A 15668-nucleotide genomic window follows, 5' to 3' on the forward strand; every position below is an offset into this window, starting at 1 on the left:
GGAGGCCTTCCGCGATGAAGGTGGAGGATTTCGCCGGGACCGGGCCGGAATTGCGGATCGAGCGGTATTTCGCCGGCCGCACCCGCGCCTGGGGCCTGTTCGAGGATCGGTTCGGCACCTTGCGCCGCAGCTTCACCGTCGTCATCGACGGGCATTGGGACGGGCGGGAACTGACGCTGGACGAACGGTTCGACTATGCCGACGGCGAAAGCGACCGCCGGGTCTGGCGCATCGCCAGGACCGGCGATGGGCGGTACGAAGGGCGGGCCGACGACGTGATCGGCAAGGCGGTCGGCCGGTCGGCCGGCAACGCGCTCAACTGGACCTACGAGATGGCGCTGAAGGTCGGCGGCGGCCGTTGGCGGGTGCGTTTCGACGACTGGATGTGGCTGCAGCCGGGCGATGCGCTGATCAACCGCGCCAACGTCTATCGCTGGGGAGTGTGGATCGGCACCGTCAGCCTGTTCTTCCTGCCCGAAGGGCGGCTCTCCGAGCCGGGCACCGTCACCGCGGCGGGGCCGCCCCCAGCCGCCGCCGGATGAGGCGGAGCGGCGCGCCCAGCACCGGCAGGCGCAGGTAGACATGCTCGCCGGAATCCCAATGGTCGACGTGCTCGGACACCCGGCCGTCGGGAGCCTGCCGGACCTCGCTGGTGCCGATGACGTCCATCCGGCCGATGCCGGTCACCGTCGCCTCGAAGCGCCAGCGCAGGATCGCCAGATCCTCGGCGGGCAGCCGGTGCGTGACGGTGAAGCGCAGATCCCGGCAGCCGTTCAGCGTGTGGAGCAGGGCCGCGCGCACCGCGTCGCGCCCATGGGCGTCGTTGAAGGGATCGCGGAAGCGCACCTCCGGCACCGTCAGCGCGGTCAGCCGGTCGAGCGTGTCATGGCTCAAGGTTTCGAAGAAGGCGACCCAGGCGTCGAGCCCGCGCGCCCTCGGTTCGTCGATCATGTTCCCCGCCATCATGCCCCCGTCGCCTTGCGGACCAGCGGGAAGTAGGCCCGATAGGGCAGCAGGCGCGCCAGCTTCAGCTTGCGGGTGAAGCGTTTGGGAAAGGCGATTTCGAAGCCGCCGCTGTCCAGCCCGTCGGCCAGTACCCGCGCCGCGTCCTCGACCGGCATCAGGTCCGGCATGGGAAAGCCGTTGCGGGCGGTGAGCGGCGTGTCGACGAAACCGGGGCAGACCAGTTGGAGGCGGATTCCGGCACGGTCGCAGTCGGGCTTCAGCGCTTCGCACAGGTTGATCAGCGCCGCCTTGCTCGGACCATAAGCCGCCGCGGTCGGCAGGCCGCGGTATCCGGCGACCGAGGCCACCACCGCCACATGCCCGCGGCCACGGGCGCGCATCCTTGGCAGCAGCGCCTCCAGGCCATGGACGACGCCCATATAGTTGACCTCCATCAGCCGGCGGGCGGTGTCGGCCGAGAAATCGCCCAGCGACATCGGGATGTGGGTGCCGGCGTTCAGCACCGCCCGGTCGATCGGACCCAGCGTGCTTTCGATGGCGGCGACGGTGGCGGCGGTCGCCTCGCGGTCGGTGACGTCCAGCGGGAAGATGCGCATGCGCTCCGCCGAGGATCGGGCGGTTGCCGCCAGATCGCCAGTGTTGCGGGCGGACAGCGCCACCCGCCCGCCGGCATTGGCGAGGTGGATCGCCAGCGCTTGGCCGATGCCGCTGCTGGCGCCGGTGATCCAGGTCAGTGGTGTCCCGCCAATCCGATCGGCCTGTTGGCCGTTTCCCCCGCCGTCCATGGTGTGCTCCGCAGCTTTTCCCGCTGTTCCCGCTACGCAGCCATGGTCTTGGCGGATCACCCCATTCCGGCCCTACCAGATGCGGCGGGCCAGCTGGTCGCCGCGCTGGGACAGGTCGTGCAACAGCGCCCGCGCCTCGTCCTCTCCGGTCCACTGGGCGACCAATTCGATGCCGTCGGGGCTGTCGGCGGCACCGTCGCGGCCGCCGTCGCGGTCCTGCGGCATGCCGAAGACCTGCCCGGCCCGCGCCTCCACCACGGCGAAACGGCCATCGCAGGCGACCAGCCGGAAGCTGCCCTTCTCCTCAACAACCGAAACGCGGTTCATCGGCTTCCTCCTCGGGACTGTGGCGACTGCCGGTTCAACCACGGGCGGCGCCCGATTGTTGCGCGGCACCGCATCATTTCGGTCGGGGTCATCGGCCTGAAAACCGCGAGATTCCCCGCGACAGGGTGGCTGTTTGGTGGTATTGAGACTTAGTCGCAGCATCGAGTCTGGACCGCTTCCACGCCCTGAACAGTTCGCAAGGCAAACGGAACGGCGGCCGAGCTGTTTGATATTCCCGCAAAAAATGACCCGATTGCGTCCGGCGCAGGTCGATTTTTCGTGCGAGTGCGAGTCATTCGCACTATAACCGCGGTGGGGGCTTTGCTCTGGAGCGTCATCGGGTTTTTTGCATCGCGCGTGCGGGACACGCGTCGAGGGGGAGTTGGACCGCCATGCCGACATCGTTTCGTCACCGTCCTGTTCTGACTGCCGTCCTTGCCGGCGCCGGGACGCTGATGGCAGGCGCCGCCGCCCGTGCGCAGCAGGATGCCGCACCCGCCGTCGCTGCTCCTGCCACGGTTGCTCCCGCCATCGCCGCGCCTGCCGCCGCGCCTGTCACTGCCGCGCCCGCGGCGCCGGAGGCGGTTCAGGGTGCGGTGCAGGGCGCGGTGCCGGATGTGGCCCAGGGCGTGACCCAGGGTGCGGTCGAGGGCGTGACGCAGGGCGTGGCTCCCGCCGCCCAGGGCGCCGCCCAGGGTGCAGCCGACGCGGCCGCCGCGTTGGCCACTCTTCCGCACGACCTGTCGGCCTGGGGCATGTTCGTCGCCGCCAGCCCGGTCGTCCAGGCGGTGATGGTGGGTCTGACGCTGGCCTCCGTCATCACCTGGACCATCGCCATCGCCAAGGCGGTCGAGCTGTCCGCCGCGAAGCGGAAGGCGCGCGACGCCCTGGCGATGCTGGAGGAGGCGCGGTCGCTGTCCCAGGCGGCGGAGCGGGTCGGCTTCAGCCAGGGCACGGCGGCGGCGCTGGTCCGCGCGGTGATCGCCGAGACGCACCTGTCGGCCGATGCGCCGTCGCGCGACGGCCTGATGGACCGCGCCGCCTCGCGGCTGGAGCGGATCGAGGCGGCGGCCGGCCGGCGCATGGCGCGCGGCACCGGCATCCTCGCCACCATCGGTTCGACCGCCCCCTTCATCGGCCTGTTCGGCACGGTGTGGGGCATCATGACCAGCTTCATCGGCATCTCGAAGGCGCAGACAACCAACCTCGCCGTCGTCGCGCCCGGCATCGCCGAGGCGCTGCTGGCGACCGCCATCGGCCTCGTCGCCGCCATTCCGGCGGTGATGGTCTACAATGCCTGCACCCGCGCCATCGGCGGCCACAAGGCCCAGCTGACCGACGCGTCGGCGGCGGTGCTGCGCCTGCTGAGCCGCGACATCGACCGCCATGCGCTGCCCCGGGCGCAAGGCCATGTCGCGCAGGTCCACGGCACTTCCCGCGCGGCGGAGTAACGGCGATGGGTGCGCGCCTGGGCTCCGGCAACAACGACGACGAACTGACCGAAACCCATGAGATCAACGTCACGCCCTTCATCGACGTCGTTCTCGTCCTTCTGATCATCTTCATGGTGGCCGCGCCGCTGGCCACGGTGGATGTGCCGGTGGACCTGCCGGCCTCCACGGCAACGCCGACGCCGCGGCCGGACAAGCCGCTGTTCCTGACCATCCAGGCCGACAAGTCCCTGTCGCTGGGCGACTCCCCGATCGCCAAGGAGGCGCTGGGCGCCGCGCTCGACGCCGCCACCAACGGCGACAAGAGCCAGCGCGTCTTCCTGCGCGCCGACAAGACGGTGGATTACGGCGCCCTGACCGAGGTGATGAACAGCCTGCGCGGCGCCGGTTACCTGAAGATCGGCCTCGTCGGTCTGGAAACGGCCCCCGCCCCATGAGCGCGGCGTCCGATTTCGGTGCGGCGGACTGGTCCGCCGACGGCGGCGAGCGGCCCGCCCGCGGCTTTGCCCGCTGGGGCGGCAGCCTGGCGCTGGCGCTGGGCGTCCATGCCGCTGCCGGCGTCGGGATGATGGCGTGGCATGTGCCGATCACGCCCTCGGGAGCGGAACCGCCCGCCGTGCTGCTGGAGCTGGCTCCGCTGCCGGCCGCCCCGCCGGAGCCGGCGCCGTCCATCGACATCCCCTTGCCGGAACCGATGCCCGAACCGGTCATCGAGCCGCTTCCCGAACCGCTGCCCGAACCGCCGCCGCCGGAACCCGAACCGGTGGTCGAGGAACCGCCCCCGCCGCCGGAGCCGCCGCCCGTGGTCGAGCCGGAGGTGGTGCTGCCCAAGCCGCCGCCCGAACCGCCGAAGCGCAAGCCGGAGGTGAGGAAGGAGGCGCCGAAGCCCCAACCTGAAAAGCCCCAGCCTGAAAAGCCCAGGCCGCCCCGCCCGGTGGTCCAGCAGGCGCAGCCGGCACCCGCCGCCGCCCCGCCGGCTCCGGCGGTGGCGCCCGTCCCGATGGCCCCGGCGCCGTCGGCCTCCTCCAGCCGCGCGATCCCGACCTGGCAGGGCCGCGTGCTCGGCCATCTGGAACGGCACAAGCGCTATCCGCGCTCCGCCCAGGCCCGCCGGCAGGAAGGGGTCACCCAGGTCCGCTTCACCATCGACCGCCAGGGGCGCGTGCTGTCGGTCCAGCTCGACCGCAGTTCCGGCCATAACGTGCTGGACGAGGAGACGGTGGAAATGGTCCGCCGGGCCTCTCCGCTGCCGGCCCCGCCGGACGAGATGGCGCAGGAGCGCATCGAACTGGTCGTTCCGGTCCAGTTCTTCATCCGATAGGCGGCTTTTCCGCCTTCGGCCCCTCAAGCCATCCCCTCAAGGTCGATTCCATGGCCAACGCCAGCAAGCCGCGCAGCCAGCGCCTGTGGTACCGCACGCTTCAGTACATTCACCTGTGGGTCGGCCTGATCCTTTGTCTTCCGCTGGTTGTTCTCGGCATCACCGGATCCATCCTGGTGGTGGAGGACGAGCTTCGCGGGCTGACCGGCGACACGCCGGCCCAGGCCTTGGCCGAGGGGCCGATGCAGCCGGTGTCGGCGATCCTGGCCGCCGCCCGCGCCGCCGCCCCGGCGGGCACCCAGCCCGGCTTCCTCACCCTGCCCGATGAGCCGGGCCGTCCGGCGGTCGTCCGTCTGGTGGCGGCCCGCGGCGAGCGGGGCGGGCAGCAGGGCGGAACGCCGGGCGCGCAAGGATCGCCCCAGGCCGGCGCGCCGCAGGGCGCTCCCCAGGGTGCTCCCCAGGGGGGGCCGCCGCAGGGGCCGATGGGGGTGCTCCGCATCGATCCGGTGTCGCTGGCTGTGGTCGGGGACGCCAATCCGGCCCAGGCGTCCGGCGGCTTCATGCGCACGGTTCACATCCTGCACGGCAACCTGCTGATCCGCGACCGCATCGGGCGCGAGATCGTCGGCTGGCTGGGCGTGGCGATGCTGGTGCTGGGCGTCAGCGGCCTGGTGCTGTGGTGGCCGCGGCCCGGCCGCTGGAAGGCCGCCCTCACCGTGAAGGCAGGCGCCCGCGGCATCCGCCTGCACCGTGACCTTCACGGCGCGGTCGGCATCTGGACGCTGGCCGTCTTCATCGTCGTCACCTTTTCCGGCGTCTACCTCGTCTTCCCGCAGACGTTGGGAGCGGGGGTGTCGTCGGTCCTGCCGGCCCGCGACCTGCGCGCCGCCGTGACGGTCCAGCCGGTGAAGGGCGCCACCCCCATCGACATCGACCGCGCGGTCGTCCTGGCGCTCGAGGCGCTGCCGGGGGCCGAGCTGCGCTCCGTCTCGGCGCCGGCACGGCCGGATCAGGCCTACCGCATCGGGCTCGTCCCGGCGGGGCATGAGCATGGCGCGCCGTCGGCGACGGTCTTCGTCGATCCCTGGACGGCCCGCGTCGCCGAAGTCCGCGATCCCGCCACCTACAGCGCCGGCGAGACCGTGATGGCGTGGCAGCGGCCGCTGCATGCAGGCGAGGGGTTGGGACCGCTGTGGAAATGGGCGGTCTTCCTGTCCGGCGTCCTGCCGCCGCTGTTCGCCGTCACCGGCACGCTGATGTGGTGGCTGAAGCGCAAGGCCCGCCGGGCCAAGGACGCGGAGCGCGCGGCGGCACTCGCCGCCGCCGGGTGAGCTTCGTTCAGGTTCGTTGGTTTTTTTCCGGGGGCGGGGACGTCGTCGACGATGCCCCCGCCCGTCAACGCCGCAGCGGCACCGCCCGCTTCACCAGCCGGCGGTCCATGTCCGCGGCGGTGACCGTGGGTTCGCCCTGGCTGCGCATGACGAAGGCGAAGGTGTCCATCACCCGGTCCAGCACGATCTCCTGGTCGTCCGGGCGGCGGCTGACCGACACCACGGCATAGCCGGCGGCACGCGCCACCGCCGGGTCGCCCCGCAGCCCGCGCACGCCCCATCCGGCCAGCGCGTCCTTGCAGCGGAACAACTCGGCGGCGAATCCGCCCGCCGACTGGGTGCGGCCGACCACATAGGCGGCGGCGACCGCCAGCGGCGCCAGCAGCCCGTCCCAATCCAGGCAATCCTCCCGGCTGACCCAGACGCCGCCGACCGAGCAGGGGGCGGCGCCGATCGCCTCACCCAGCCCGGCGCGGAAGGCGCGCAGCGACTCCACCGCCTCCGCCGCCGGCATCGGCTCCACCCGTCTCCCGTCCGGCATCAGCATCAGCCGGCCCGCCCATTCCGACGAGGGCGGCAGCTGTTCGGTCAGGCGCGCGAGCAGCGCCTCGCGGGCGGCGGCGAAGGGAACGACCTCGGACATCGGGGCCTGCGGCAATGGTGGGGAGGGGAGGGCGAGAAAAAGCCCGAGATGGCCCGGACTGTCAAGAGCAAGTCCGGGTGGCGGCAACCCATGGCTGCGCCGGGGACGCGTTGTCACAGGAAAACGGCGCGAAACCGGCCCTCGCCGGAAAAAATGCGCGGCTTTGCATTTTTCCGCTTGCCAGGATCCGCCAGCGCTTTTATAAGGCGGCCTCTGTTCCCGGTTAGCTCAGTTGGTAGAGCAGCGGACTGTTAATCCGCTTGTCGCTGGTTCGAGTCCAGCACCGGGAGCCATAGCGCGGGTGTAGCTCAGTTGGTTAGAGCGCCGGCCTGTCACGCCGGAGGCCGCGGGTTCAAGTCCCGTCACTCGCGCCATTCTCTCCTATATCTCTCCAATTCGATGTAGCGGATGATGGCGACTGCCCCACCGGGCGGCTTCGCGCTATCATGTGTTCTTCGCCGTGTTCACGATGCGGCCGAAAGCGCCGGTTCCCTGTTGTACGGAGTCCGCGCGCCCAACGGCCGCGCACAGCCGGGGAGGAACCGCTCATGCGTTTGTCAGGGAAAGTCGCCGTCGTCACCGGTGGCGGATCGGGCTTCGGCGAGGGCATCGCCCGCCGCTTCGCCGCCGAAGGCGCCCGCGTCATCGTCGCCGACCTGGACGAGGCGGCGGCCGGCCGCGTCGCCGACAGCCTGGGCGAGACGGCGCTCGCCGTGCGCGCCGACGTGGCTGTGGGGGAGGACTACGAGGCGATCGTCTCCGCGGCGATCGGCGCGTTCGGGCGGCTCGACATCCTGGTCAACAATGCCGGCTATACCCACCGCTACGGCTCGATGCTGGACGTGGACGAGTTCACCTTCGACCGCATCTACGCCGTCAACGTGAAGTCGATCTATCACGGCGCCATCTACGCCGTGCCGGTATTCCGCGCCCAGGGCGGCGGCGTGATCCTGAACATCGCCTCCACCGCCGGGCTGCGGCCGAGGCCGAACCTGACCTGGTACAACGGCTCCAAGGGGGCGGTCATCACCCTGACCAAGTCGATGGCGGTGGAACTGGCGCCCGACCGCATCCGCGTCTGCGCCATCGCCCCCGTAGCGGGCGAAACCGGCATGCTCCACCGCTTCATGGGGCACGACACGCCCGAACGCCGCGAGCAGTTCCTGCGCAGCATCCCGCTCGGCTGGCTGTCGACGCCCGAGGACATCGCCAACTCCGCGCTCTACCTCTGTTCCGACGAGGCGGATTTCCTGACCGGCGTCTGCCTGGAGGTGGATGGCGGGCGCTGCATCTGAGGGGAGAGGGCGGGGCGAGGATGCGTGTTGGATTATCGGGGGAGGGCCGCCGCGCGTCCCCCTCACCCTAACCCTCTCCCCGGGGGGGAGAGGGGATTGTCATCGCGTCGGGAGGTGTCTGTATCCGTTCTTCGCCGATCGGGGCAGGGTCGGGATCGGGATCGGGATCGGGGACGGGATCGGGGGAACTGGCGTCGGCCGGTTCCTCCGCCGCCGGAGCGTCGGCCACCATCACTTCCTCAACCACCTCCTCCTCGCGCTTCTCGTCGGGCAGCACCGCGTCGAGCAGGCGGGCGATGTCGTCGGTGGGCCGCAGGGCACCATAGCCGGGGGCGTTGTAGTCCCAGTCATATTCGGCGAAGCCGCGGAAGCCGGCGATGACCGGGTCGCTGGCCCAGGCCTTGCGCAGGGCTTGGCGGCGCAGTTCCTCCGGCACGTCGCGGCGCAGGAAGCCGGTGTAGTCGCTGCCGGCGTCCAGGCTGTCGAGCGGGGGCAGGTCGGACAGGTCCGGCTCCTCCTCCTCGGCCGGAGGGGCAACCGGGATCTCTATCGCGATCTCCGCCGGAACCGCGTCCGGAGCGTCGTCAAGCCGCTCCGGCGCTGCCGCCTCGACCGGCGCCTCCTCCGTCCGCGCCTCGCGCTTCAGCCGCGACCAGCGGCCGAGGAAACCTTCCGTGTCCGCGGTGTCAGCCATGTCGCGGCCGCTCCGTCCTGCGGTGCCGGGCCAGGGCTTCGGTGTCGGCGCGGTCGCGTTTGCGCTTGTGGAAGGGGCGTTCGACATAATGCCGGGCGACGAAGCCGTCCATCCACAGCACCAGGGGGATCGGCAGGGACAGCGGCTCGATCACGTCGTCGCCGGCTTCGGCATGGGCGTCGATCTCGCCGGGATCGACGGTGACGCCCAGCAACTGCATCCTCGGCGCCGGACCGCCCGGCCGCAGGATGACGTAGGCGCAGGGATTGCCGCCGTCGAGGTTGTGCTTGTAGTTCTCCGCCTCGGTCGGGAACAGGGCGATCTCGGCGGTGCCGGCGTAGTGGCGGGTCCAGTCAGGCCCCTCCGCCACCACGCTCCAGTCCGGCCGCTCGGGTTCGGGCGGAACCAGCAGGACGGGCTGCCAGCGCGCTTCGATCCAGGGGTTGTCGACGCGCCGCCGCTCCACCACCACGCCGACCCTCCGCCGTTCGGCGCGGTCGGGCGGAGAAGCGGGGTGAGTGGAGGGCAGGGCGGAGGTGGTGGTGGGGAACTCGGTGGGCATGGGCGGTGTTCCTGATGGGCTGGAAGCGGATTCCGTCCCCGGTACAACGCGCCTGCGGGCGATTGGTGCCGCCGGTTCGCCGAAAGCGCCCGGATCGCCCTCAATCCAAGGATGCGCCATGCGCAAGTTCGTCGCCGCCCTGCTGCTGTCCAGCCTCCTCGCCGGTCCACCGGTCGCCGCCGCCGCCCAACAGCCGGTCCAGCATGAGCCCGCTCAGGCGCAGCCCGCCCCGTCGATCGACCCCGGATCGAAGGAGTCGGTCGGCGATGCGCTCGCCCGTGACAACGGCGTTCAGAAGAGCCAGGATCCGCTCCCCAGCTCGCAGGGCAACAAGCCGCCCGACCCGTCCAGCTCCGCCGCAACCGGCAGCGAGGAACTGCAGCAGGCGCTCGCGGACGTTCGCCGGGCGCCGCCCGACCTGAACGGCACGCCGGTCCCGCGCCCGAACCAGTGGGCGAGCGAGCCCGACCAGCCCAACGAGCCGACGCGCTCGCAGAATCCTTCCGACCTCACCAGCCAGGAAGTGAAGTAGCGCCGCCTATCCCGACAGCCGGCGGGCGCGGACGCGGATCAGGCCGCTGCCCTCCGGGTCGGCGCGGTCCGGCTTCAGCATGGCGTCCAGCAGCCGGGCGTCACCGGTCCAATAGGGCACGTACCACTGCCGGTCGGGGTCCATCACCAGCGCCCGCCGCGTCGCCGGATCATAGGCGCCCAGCGGGGCGACATGACCGAGGCCGACGTCGCCGGTCAGCGTCCCCTGGTCGAAGGCCAGCAGGATGATGTCGTCGGCGCTGCGCTCGTTCTCGCTCAGGATGCGGCGCAGCTCCGCCAGCGTGGCGGGGGAGGCATCGCGCGGCCGCCAGACCTCCACCTCCGCGTCGATGCCGTAGGCGGCGAGGCTGCGGCGGACATAGCTCTCCAGCTCGCCGAAGGAGACGCCCTCGCCATCCTCGGCGGTGGCGGCGCGCCAATGGTCGTCGTCCAGGCGGTCGAGCAGCTGCCGGCCCGTGACCAGCCGTTCCGACGCCAGCCCCGGCAGGCCGCGCAGCGCGTTCAGCATCATCGTCACGCTGGCCAGCGAACAGGAGGCGCTGGTCGTCTGCGGCACGTAATAGGGGCTGAGCGCCCAGTAATCCGGGGCCGGAGCGCTGCGGAGATAGTCGGCGGCGCGGGTGACCGGCACCGCGTCGGGGCCGAATTTCGGCTTCTGGTCCTCCTGCGCCCATGCCGGGGCCAATGCTGCCGGCGCCGTGACGGCGATGCTCATCAGGAGGCCGGCCACCGTCGCCGCGACCCTCGCGCCTGCCGTCCCGGCGGCCCTGTTCATCTTCGTCATCGGAAAAAACGGTCTCTGTCCGTCCGGCCTCAATCGGCAGTCCCGATATGGTGCGCGGCTGTGCCGGAGCCAAGCCGGGGCGATGCCGATGCCTGAAACGCCGAAGGGCGGCCCCGTCCCGCCCGACACCGTCGGACAGGGCAGGGGCCGCCCTTAAAGCGAATTTCATTCGCTTTAGAATTATATGACCTCATTCGCCGGTCGGGCTTTGGACCGCGACGGCGGTCAGACGCCGTCCCAGAACTGCTCCATCCCGGCCGCCGTCATGCCGACGACGCCCATCTTCGACCAGGCGAGGTCTTCGATGCCCATCGCGAAGGCGGGCGAGGACGCCTGCAGCGAGTAGTCGCCCCAATAGGCGTTGGTGAACATCGGCTTGCCGATCACGTCGTTGTCGCCGTATTTCGGCACGTTGTAGACGAGATTGTTGTCGATGATGAAGTCGTTGGCGCTCAGCAGTTCGACATAGTCGTCGAGCGGCAGGGTGCCCATCACCACGTTCTTCGTGATGGTGTTGTTGTGCGGATCGCCGGCCGTGCCATGCACCGGCTGCCATTCGATCCGGATGAAATCCTCCTTGTTGCTGGCGATGACCGAGAAGTTGTTGGTCACCACGTTGTTGTCGCCGCCATGGATCTGCACCGAGGCCCAGTCGGTGTCCTTGATGAAGTTGCCCCGGACGGTGATGCCGCCGGCCATGTCGTCCAGATAGATGCCGAAGCCCTTCTGCCCGTACATCCAGGCGTCCTGGGCGTTGGTGGCGAGGCCGTTGGCATGCTCGATCCGGTTGCCCTGGATGATCATGCCGGTGTCGGTGCTGGACCGGCCGAGAACCTCGATGGCGCCCCCGTCGGCGGTCTCCAGCCCGGTGTGGGAGATGTTGTTGTACTGGACGATGTTGTTGTGGTTGGCCGTGTTGGTGGTGCCGCCGTAATCCTTGAACGAGATGCCGTAGCGGGCGCTGTGGGAGATGTCGTTGTTGGAGATGACGTTGTCGTCGACGCCGGTTCCGAAGATGCCGGACACCGCCTTGCGCACTTCGCCGATGTTGCTGATGGTGTTGCCGTAGATGGTGTTGCCGTTGCTGCGGCCCTCCATCTCGATGCCGTTTTCCGCCAGATGGTTCAGCGTGTTGTGGGCGATCTGGTTGTTCGACGAGCCCGCGGTCAGCTTGATCGCCGTGCCGACGTTCAGGAAGCTGTTGTCGCTGATGTGGTTGCGGTCGGCATTGTTCAGCAGCAGGGCGTCGCCGCCGGTGGTGGTGTTCTTGAAGGTCAGCCCGTCGATCGTGACATCGCTGGTGCCGGTCAGCTTGATCAGGGTGCCGAGCCGCGGCACCTCCACGCCGGTCGAGACGAAGCCGGAGCTGGCGGCCTTGTACAGCAGCTTGCCGTCCGACGCGCGCCACGCGAACTCGCCCGCCTGGTCGACGTAGGCGGCGTTGTTCAGCAGCTTGTAGGTGGTGCCCTCGGCGAAGGGCAGGGAGGCGCCGTTCTTCAGCTTGATCGTGCGGGTGGCGGCGTTGAAGCTCTCGATGCTGGTCAGCGTGTCGCCCAGCCGCTCGGCATCCATGACCTGGATCAGGGTGCCGGGCTGGATGTCGGCGGCGGTCACTTCGTTGCCGTGGGAGCGGATGTACCAGCCGCTGGGGCCGCCCGACGCGGCGTCGGCGAAGCGCCAGCCGGTGGTGACGTCGGCGGCGTCATAGGCGTATTTCTCGGCCAGATGCTGGCGCACGTCGCCGACGATCAGGTCGAGGTTGCTGGCGGTGGAGAGCTTGGCCGAATAGAGGCCGTTGCCCTCGCTGGTGAAGTTCGTCACCACCTCGCCGCCGCTCAGCACCGGCTTCTCGCCGGGATAGTTCTTGAAGCTGTGGCCGTTGTCGAGCGAGGTCAGCTCCAGCGTCTTGGTCAGGTGATAGGTGCCTTCGCGGACATAGGTGGTGTCGATGGTCGAACTGGCCCGCATCGCGGCCTGCGCCTTCTCCAGGCTGGCGAAGGGGCCGTCGGTGCCGTCGGCGTTCGGGGCCGCCAGCTTGCCGGACCAGCTGTCCTTGCCGTTGGCGGCGACGTAGAAGGCCGGCTGGGTCGGCGGCGTCGGGATCGGGGCAGGGACGACCGGGGTCTTGCCGAACAGGTCGGCGCCGGCATCGATGTTCAGGGCGCCGCCCCAGAACAGGCCTTCCTGGCCCTTGACCACATCCTTGCCGTCGACAGCACCCTTGTCGTAGGTGACGATGCTGTCGGTGGCGGCGACGGTGTTGCCGTTGATGACGACCGACTTGACGAACAGGTTGCGGTCGACGCCGTTCACCACGCTGTCGTTGTCGTACCAGACCTGGATCGTGTGGGCCTTGGTCGGGTCGATTTCGGCGGTGAACGTGTAGGCGGTGGTGGTGGCGGCGGCCTTGGCGTCGCCGATCACCTGCCCGTCGACCAGCAGCTTGAAATGCGCCGGCTGTCCGCCGGCCGAGGTGCCGTAGGCGTTGACCACGATGTCCACGGACTTGGTCGGCGGCGGCGGCGGCGGCGGGATGTAGGGGCCGCCGAAATACTCCTCCGGCACGCCGAAGGTCAGGGCGCCGCCCCAGTACAGGCCTTCCTGTCCGGCGACGACGTATTTGCCGTCCACCGCGCCCTTGTCGTAGGACGCCATGGAGGAGGTCGAAGAGATGGTCTGCCCGTCGATGTCGATCGACTTGACGAACAGGTTGCGGTCGACGCCGTTGACGGTGGCGTCGTTGTCGTACCAGATCTGGATCTTGTGGGCCTCGTTGGGGTCCACTTCGGCGGTGAAGATGTAGTCGGTGGGCGAGGTCGCGCTGACCCAGGCGTCGCCGATCACCTTATCGTCGACCAGCAGCTTGAAGTGCGGTGCCTGGCCGGCGGCGGAGTTGCCGTAGGCCGTGACCTTGATCGTCGTGGTCATGGTGGACGCGGTGTCGTCCGGCGTCGTCGGGGCCGTCGAGAACAGCGTGGCGGGCAGCGGCACGTTCAGCGCGCCCGGCCAATACATCTCGGTCTGGCCGGCGATGACGTTCAGCCCGTCGATCTTGCCGGTGTCGTATTTCACCGACGGATCGATGGCGAGGATGGTCTTGCCGTTCACCTCGAACGACTTGACGAACAGATTGCGGTCGACACCGTTGACCGTGTCGTCGTTGTCGTAGATCAGCTGAAGGGAATGGGCCTTGTCGGCCGGCACGTTGGCGGTGAAGACGTAGCGCGACTGGCTGGCGGAAGCGACGGTGGCGTCGCCGATGACCTTGCCGTCCAGAAGCAGTTGAAAATGCGGCCATTTCCCGCCGGCCGCCGCGCCCCAGGCATTCACCGCGAAAGTAACCTGGATCGTGCCGTCGGTGTTGGTGGTAGCCATTTTGGAACTCCGCTTTATGGATATCGCTTTGTTCCGAAGGCTCGTCTGTCAGCCTTAATCGGGTACTAACACTTATGGTTAGGAAATTATTAATGAGGTGGTTTCCCGTGGCATGGATGAGACAAAAAATGGGCATCATTCCCTCGTCATGATTCAGCCAAAAACGAAAACTCCCCGCTCAGGGGCGGCCCGTTGCATCCGTCCGGCCGATTGGTCCGGGTTCCCTTGGGTTCGACTGTTCGCGTTTGGTGAATTAGTTGAGAGGCGCGCTCAAGTTCAATTTTTCCGGCTCGCTGACTTGGCGTGGCGGACTCGCTTCCCACGGGAGACACACTGTCGGCTGATAGGGAACCGAAGGGCCCGGAACCGCGTCTAGAACGAGCATCCCGGCGACGCAGGATGCGGAATGCGGAGGCGGAGAGCGTGGACAGCGGAACGGACGAGGGGCGTTGGAATGATGGGGAGCGGCAGGGCAGGGGACGCATCGACCGCGTCAACCTTGCCCTCTGGCTGCTCGGCATCCTGGCCGGGGTGGCGGTTCTGTGGGTGCTGCAGGCGGCGGCCTCGATCCTGATCCCGGTCGTCTCGGCCTTCTTCGTCGCCGTCGCCGTCGCACCGGTCAGCCGCTGGGTGCGCGAGAGGGTGCCCCGGCGCCTGTCCTGGCTTGGACTGGCCGCGTCGATGCTGCTGATCCTGGGCATCCTGGCCGCCTTCTTCGGCAGCATGGCGCTGGTGGCGCAGCGCGTGGCCGAGGACTTTCCGCAATATGCCGAGGCGCTGGGCAAGCTGTGGGCGAAGGTCGACCAGTGGATCCAGGGCACCAAGGCCGATCTGGGGCCGGCGGTGGGGCAGGGGAACGGCGAGCCGGCCGGGCAGGGCGGCGGCGAGGCGGCGGTCGACCCGATCACCGGCTTCGCCAAGGCGGCCCTGTCATCGGCCGGCCAGACAACTTCCATCCTGGTGCTGACGGTCTTCCTCGCCCTGCTGATGCAGTTGGAGGCGCCGGTCTGGCGCGAGAAGATCGTCATGACGCTGGGCCGCGAGCGCTGCCAGACCGCCGTGGTGGCGGTGGCCGCCATAGCCCAGCAGTTCCGCCGCTATCTGGTGGTCAGCAGCGTGCTGGGGCTGATCACCGGTGCGCTCTACATCGGCTGGCTGACGCTGTTCAGGCTGGATCTGGTCTTTCTGTGGGGCCTGCTGGCCTTCCTGCTGAATTATGTGCCGGTGGTGGGATCGGTGGTGGCAGGGGCGCTCCCGGTCCTGCTGGCCGTGGCGACCAAGGACGCCGGCACCGCAACGGCGGTCGCCGCCGGTCTGTTGGTGATCGAGCAGGTGATGGGCAACTTCGTCGCGCCGCACATGCAGGGCAAGCAGCTGGCGATCTCGCCCTTGGTGGTGATGATCGCGCTTCTGCTGTGGAGCTGGCTGTGGGGAGCCGCCGGCGCACTGCTGGCCGCCCCGATGGCGGTGCTGATCGCCATCACCCTGAACCACGCCGATGCGCTGCGCCCCTTCGCCATCTTCATGAGCGACAAGAGCGACCGCGAACGCTTCGACGCCCACACGCGGGCCGACTGACCGG

At 69.3% G+C, this 15668-nt stretch carries 16 protein-coding genes and 2 tRNA genes; 10 read left to right on the plus strand and 8 right to left on the minus strand.

The window, feature by feature from the left end; all coding sequences use genetic code 11:
* The first annotated feature begins 14 nt into the window (after positions 1-14).
* Positions 15-542, plus strand: coding sequence for a DUF3833 domain-containing protein (locus tag DM194_RS22275; protein ID WP_111069777.1), 528 nt, complete (start codon positions 15-17; stop codon positions 540-542).
* Here DM194_RS22275 and DM194_RS22280 read toward each other — a convergent pair.
* The 3 genes from DM194_RS22280 to DM194_RS22290 form a co-directional block, all read right to left on the minus strand.
* Complete coding sequence (locus DM194_RS22280; RefSeq protein WP_246024584.1) at positions 505-951, minus strand: nuclear transport factor 2 family protein; 447 nt, start codon at positions 949-951, stop codon at positions 505-507. The two genes, DM194_RS22275 and DM194_RS22280, sit on opposite strands and share 38 nt — an antisense overlap.
* An 11-nt stretch (positions 952-962) precedes the next feature.
* Entirely contained in the window at positions 963-1751 is a 789-nt protein-coding gene (locus tag DM194_RS22285; RefSeq protein ID WP_111069779.1) for an SDR family NAD(P)-dependent oxidoreductase, read from the minus strand.
* Between the two features lie 72 nt (positions 1752-1823).
* Positions 1824-2078, minus strand: coding sequence for a hypothetical protein (locus DM194_RS22290; protein ID WP_111069780.1), 255 nt, complete (start codon positions 2076-2078; stop codon positions 1824-1826).
* 392 nt (positions 2079-2470) lie between these two features.
* Here DM194_RS22290 and exbB point away from each other — a divergent pair, with 392 nt between their 5' ends.
* The 4 genes from exbB to DM194_RS22310 are packed head-to-tail and all read left to right on the plus strand — an operon-like array spanning position 2471 to position 6181.
* Entirely contained in the window at positions 2471-3529 is a 1059-nt protein-coding gene (exbB, locus tag DM194_RS22295; protein ID WP_246024585.1) for a tonB-system energizer ExbB, read from the plus strand.
* 5 nt (positions 3530-3534) lie between these two features.
* Complete coding sequence (exbD, locus tag DM194_RS22300) at positions 3535-3966, plus strand: TonB system transport protein ExbD (RefSeq protein WP_111069781.1); 432 nt, start codon at positions 3535-3537, stop codon at positions 3964-3966.
* On the plus strand, positions 3963-4850 hold the full coding sequence (locus tag DM194_RS22305; RefSeq protein WP_111069782.1) for an energy transducer TonB: 888 nt from the start codon (positions 3963-3965) through the stop codon (positions 4848-4850). The genes exbD and DM194_RS22305 overlap by 4 nt, the downstream gene beginning before the upstream one ends.
* A gap of 50 nt (positions 4851-4900) precedes the next feature.
* Positions 4901-6181 (plus strand): PepSY-associated TM helix domain-containing protein, encoded by a 1281-nt coding sequence (locus DM194_RS22310; protein WP_111069783.1) that lies wholly within the window; start codon positions 4901-4903, stop codon positions 6179-6181.
* 64 nt (positions 6182-6245) lie between these two features.
* On the opposite strand, the gene DM194_RS22315 is transcribed toward DM194_RS22310, so the two are convergent.
* Entirely contained in the window at positions 6246-6824 is a 579-nt protein-coding gene (locus DM194_RS22315) for a hypothetical protein (RefSeq protein ID WP_246024586.1), read from the minus strand.
* Between the two features lie 217 nt (positions 6825-7041).
* Here DM194_RS22315 and DM194_RS22320 point away from each other — a divergent pair.
* The 3 genes from DM194_RS22320 to DM194_RS22330 all read left to right on the plus strand — a co-directional run bounded on the left by DM194_RS22320 (position 7042) and on the right by DM194_RS22330 (position 8119).
* Positions 7042-7117, plus strand: a tRNA-Asn gene (locus DM194_RS22320).
* A 4-nt stretch (positions 7118-7121) separates the two neighbouring features.
* Positions 7122-7198 (plus strand) — tRNA-Asp (locus DM194_RS22325).
* Positions 7199-7372: 174 nt separating this feature from the next.
* Entirely contained in the window at positions 7373-8119 is a 747-nt protein-coding gene (locus DM194_RS22330; RefSeq protein WP_111069785.1) for an SDR family oxidoreductase, read from the plus strand.
* Between the two features lie 67 nt (positions 8120-8186).
* On the opposite strand, the gene DM194_RS22335 is transcribed toward DM194_RS22330, so the two are convergent.
* Complete coding sequence (locus DM194_RS22335) at positions 8187-8813, minus strand: DUF3306 domain-containing protein (protein WP_111069786.1); 627 nt, start codon at positions 8811-8813, stop codon at positions 8187-8189.
* Positions 8806-9375, minus strand: coding sequence for a DUF3305 domain-containing protein (locus tag DM194_RS22340; protein ID WP_111069787.1), 570 nt, complete (start codon positions 9373-9375; stop codon positions 8806-8808). The genes DM194_RS22335 and DM194_RS22340 overlap by 8 nt, the downstream gene beginning before the upstream one ends.
* 118 nt (positions 9376-9493) lie before the next feature.
* Here DM194_RS22340 and DM194_RS22345 point away from each other — a divergent pair, with 118 nt between their 5' ends.
* A complete protein-coding gene (locus DM194_RS22345) occupies positions 9494-9907 on the plus strand; it encodes a hypothetical protein (protein WP_111069788.1) in 414 nt (137 codons plus the stop codon).
* A 6-nt stretch (positions 9908-9913) separates the two neighbouring features.
* Here DM194_RS22345 and DM194_RS22350 read toward each other — a convergent pair whose 3' ends face one another.
* Together DM194_RS22350 and DM194_RS22355 are read right to left on the minus strand one after the other, a co-directional pair.
* Entirely contained in the window at positions 9914-10711 is a 798-nt protein-coding gene (locus tag DM194_RS22350) for a phytochelatin synthase family protein (RefSeq protein ID WP_246024587.1), read from the minus strand.
* 225 nt (positions 10712-10936) lie between these two features.
* Complete coding sequence (locus DM194_RS22355; protein ID WP_111069789.1) at positions 10937-14086, minus strand: carbohydrate-binding domain-containing protein; 3150 nt, start codon at positions 14084-14086, stop codon at positions 10937-10939.
* A 423-nt stretch (positions 14087-14509) separates the two neighbouring features.
* On the opposite strand from DM194_RS22355, the gene DM194_RS22360 reads away from it, so the two are divergent.
* Positions 14510-15664 carry an AI-2E family transporter gene (locus DM194_RS22360; RefSeq protein ID WP_246024588.1) on the plus strand — a complete coding sequence of 385 codons (1155 nt, stop codon included), beginning with the start codon at positions 14510-14512 and terminating at the stop codon, positions 15662-15664.
* The last annotated feature ends 4 nt before the right edge of the window (positions 15665-15668 follow it).

This window comes from Azospirillum ramasamyi (assembly GCF_003233655.1).
GTDB classification, from domain to species: Bacteria; Pseudomonadota; Alphaproteobacteria; order Azospirillales; family Azospirillaceae; genus Azospirillum; species Azospirillum ramasamyi.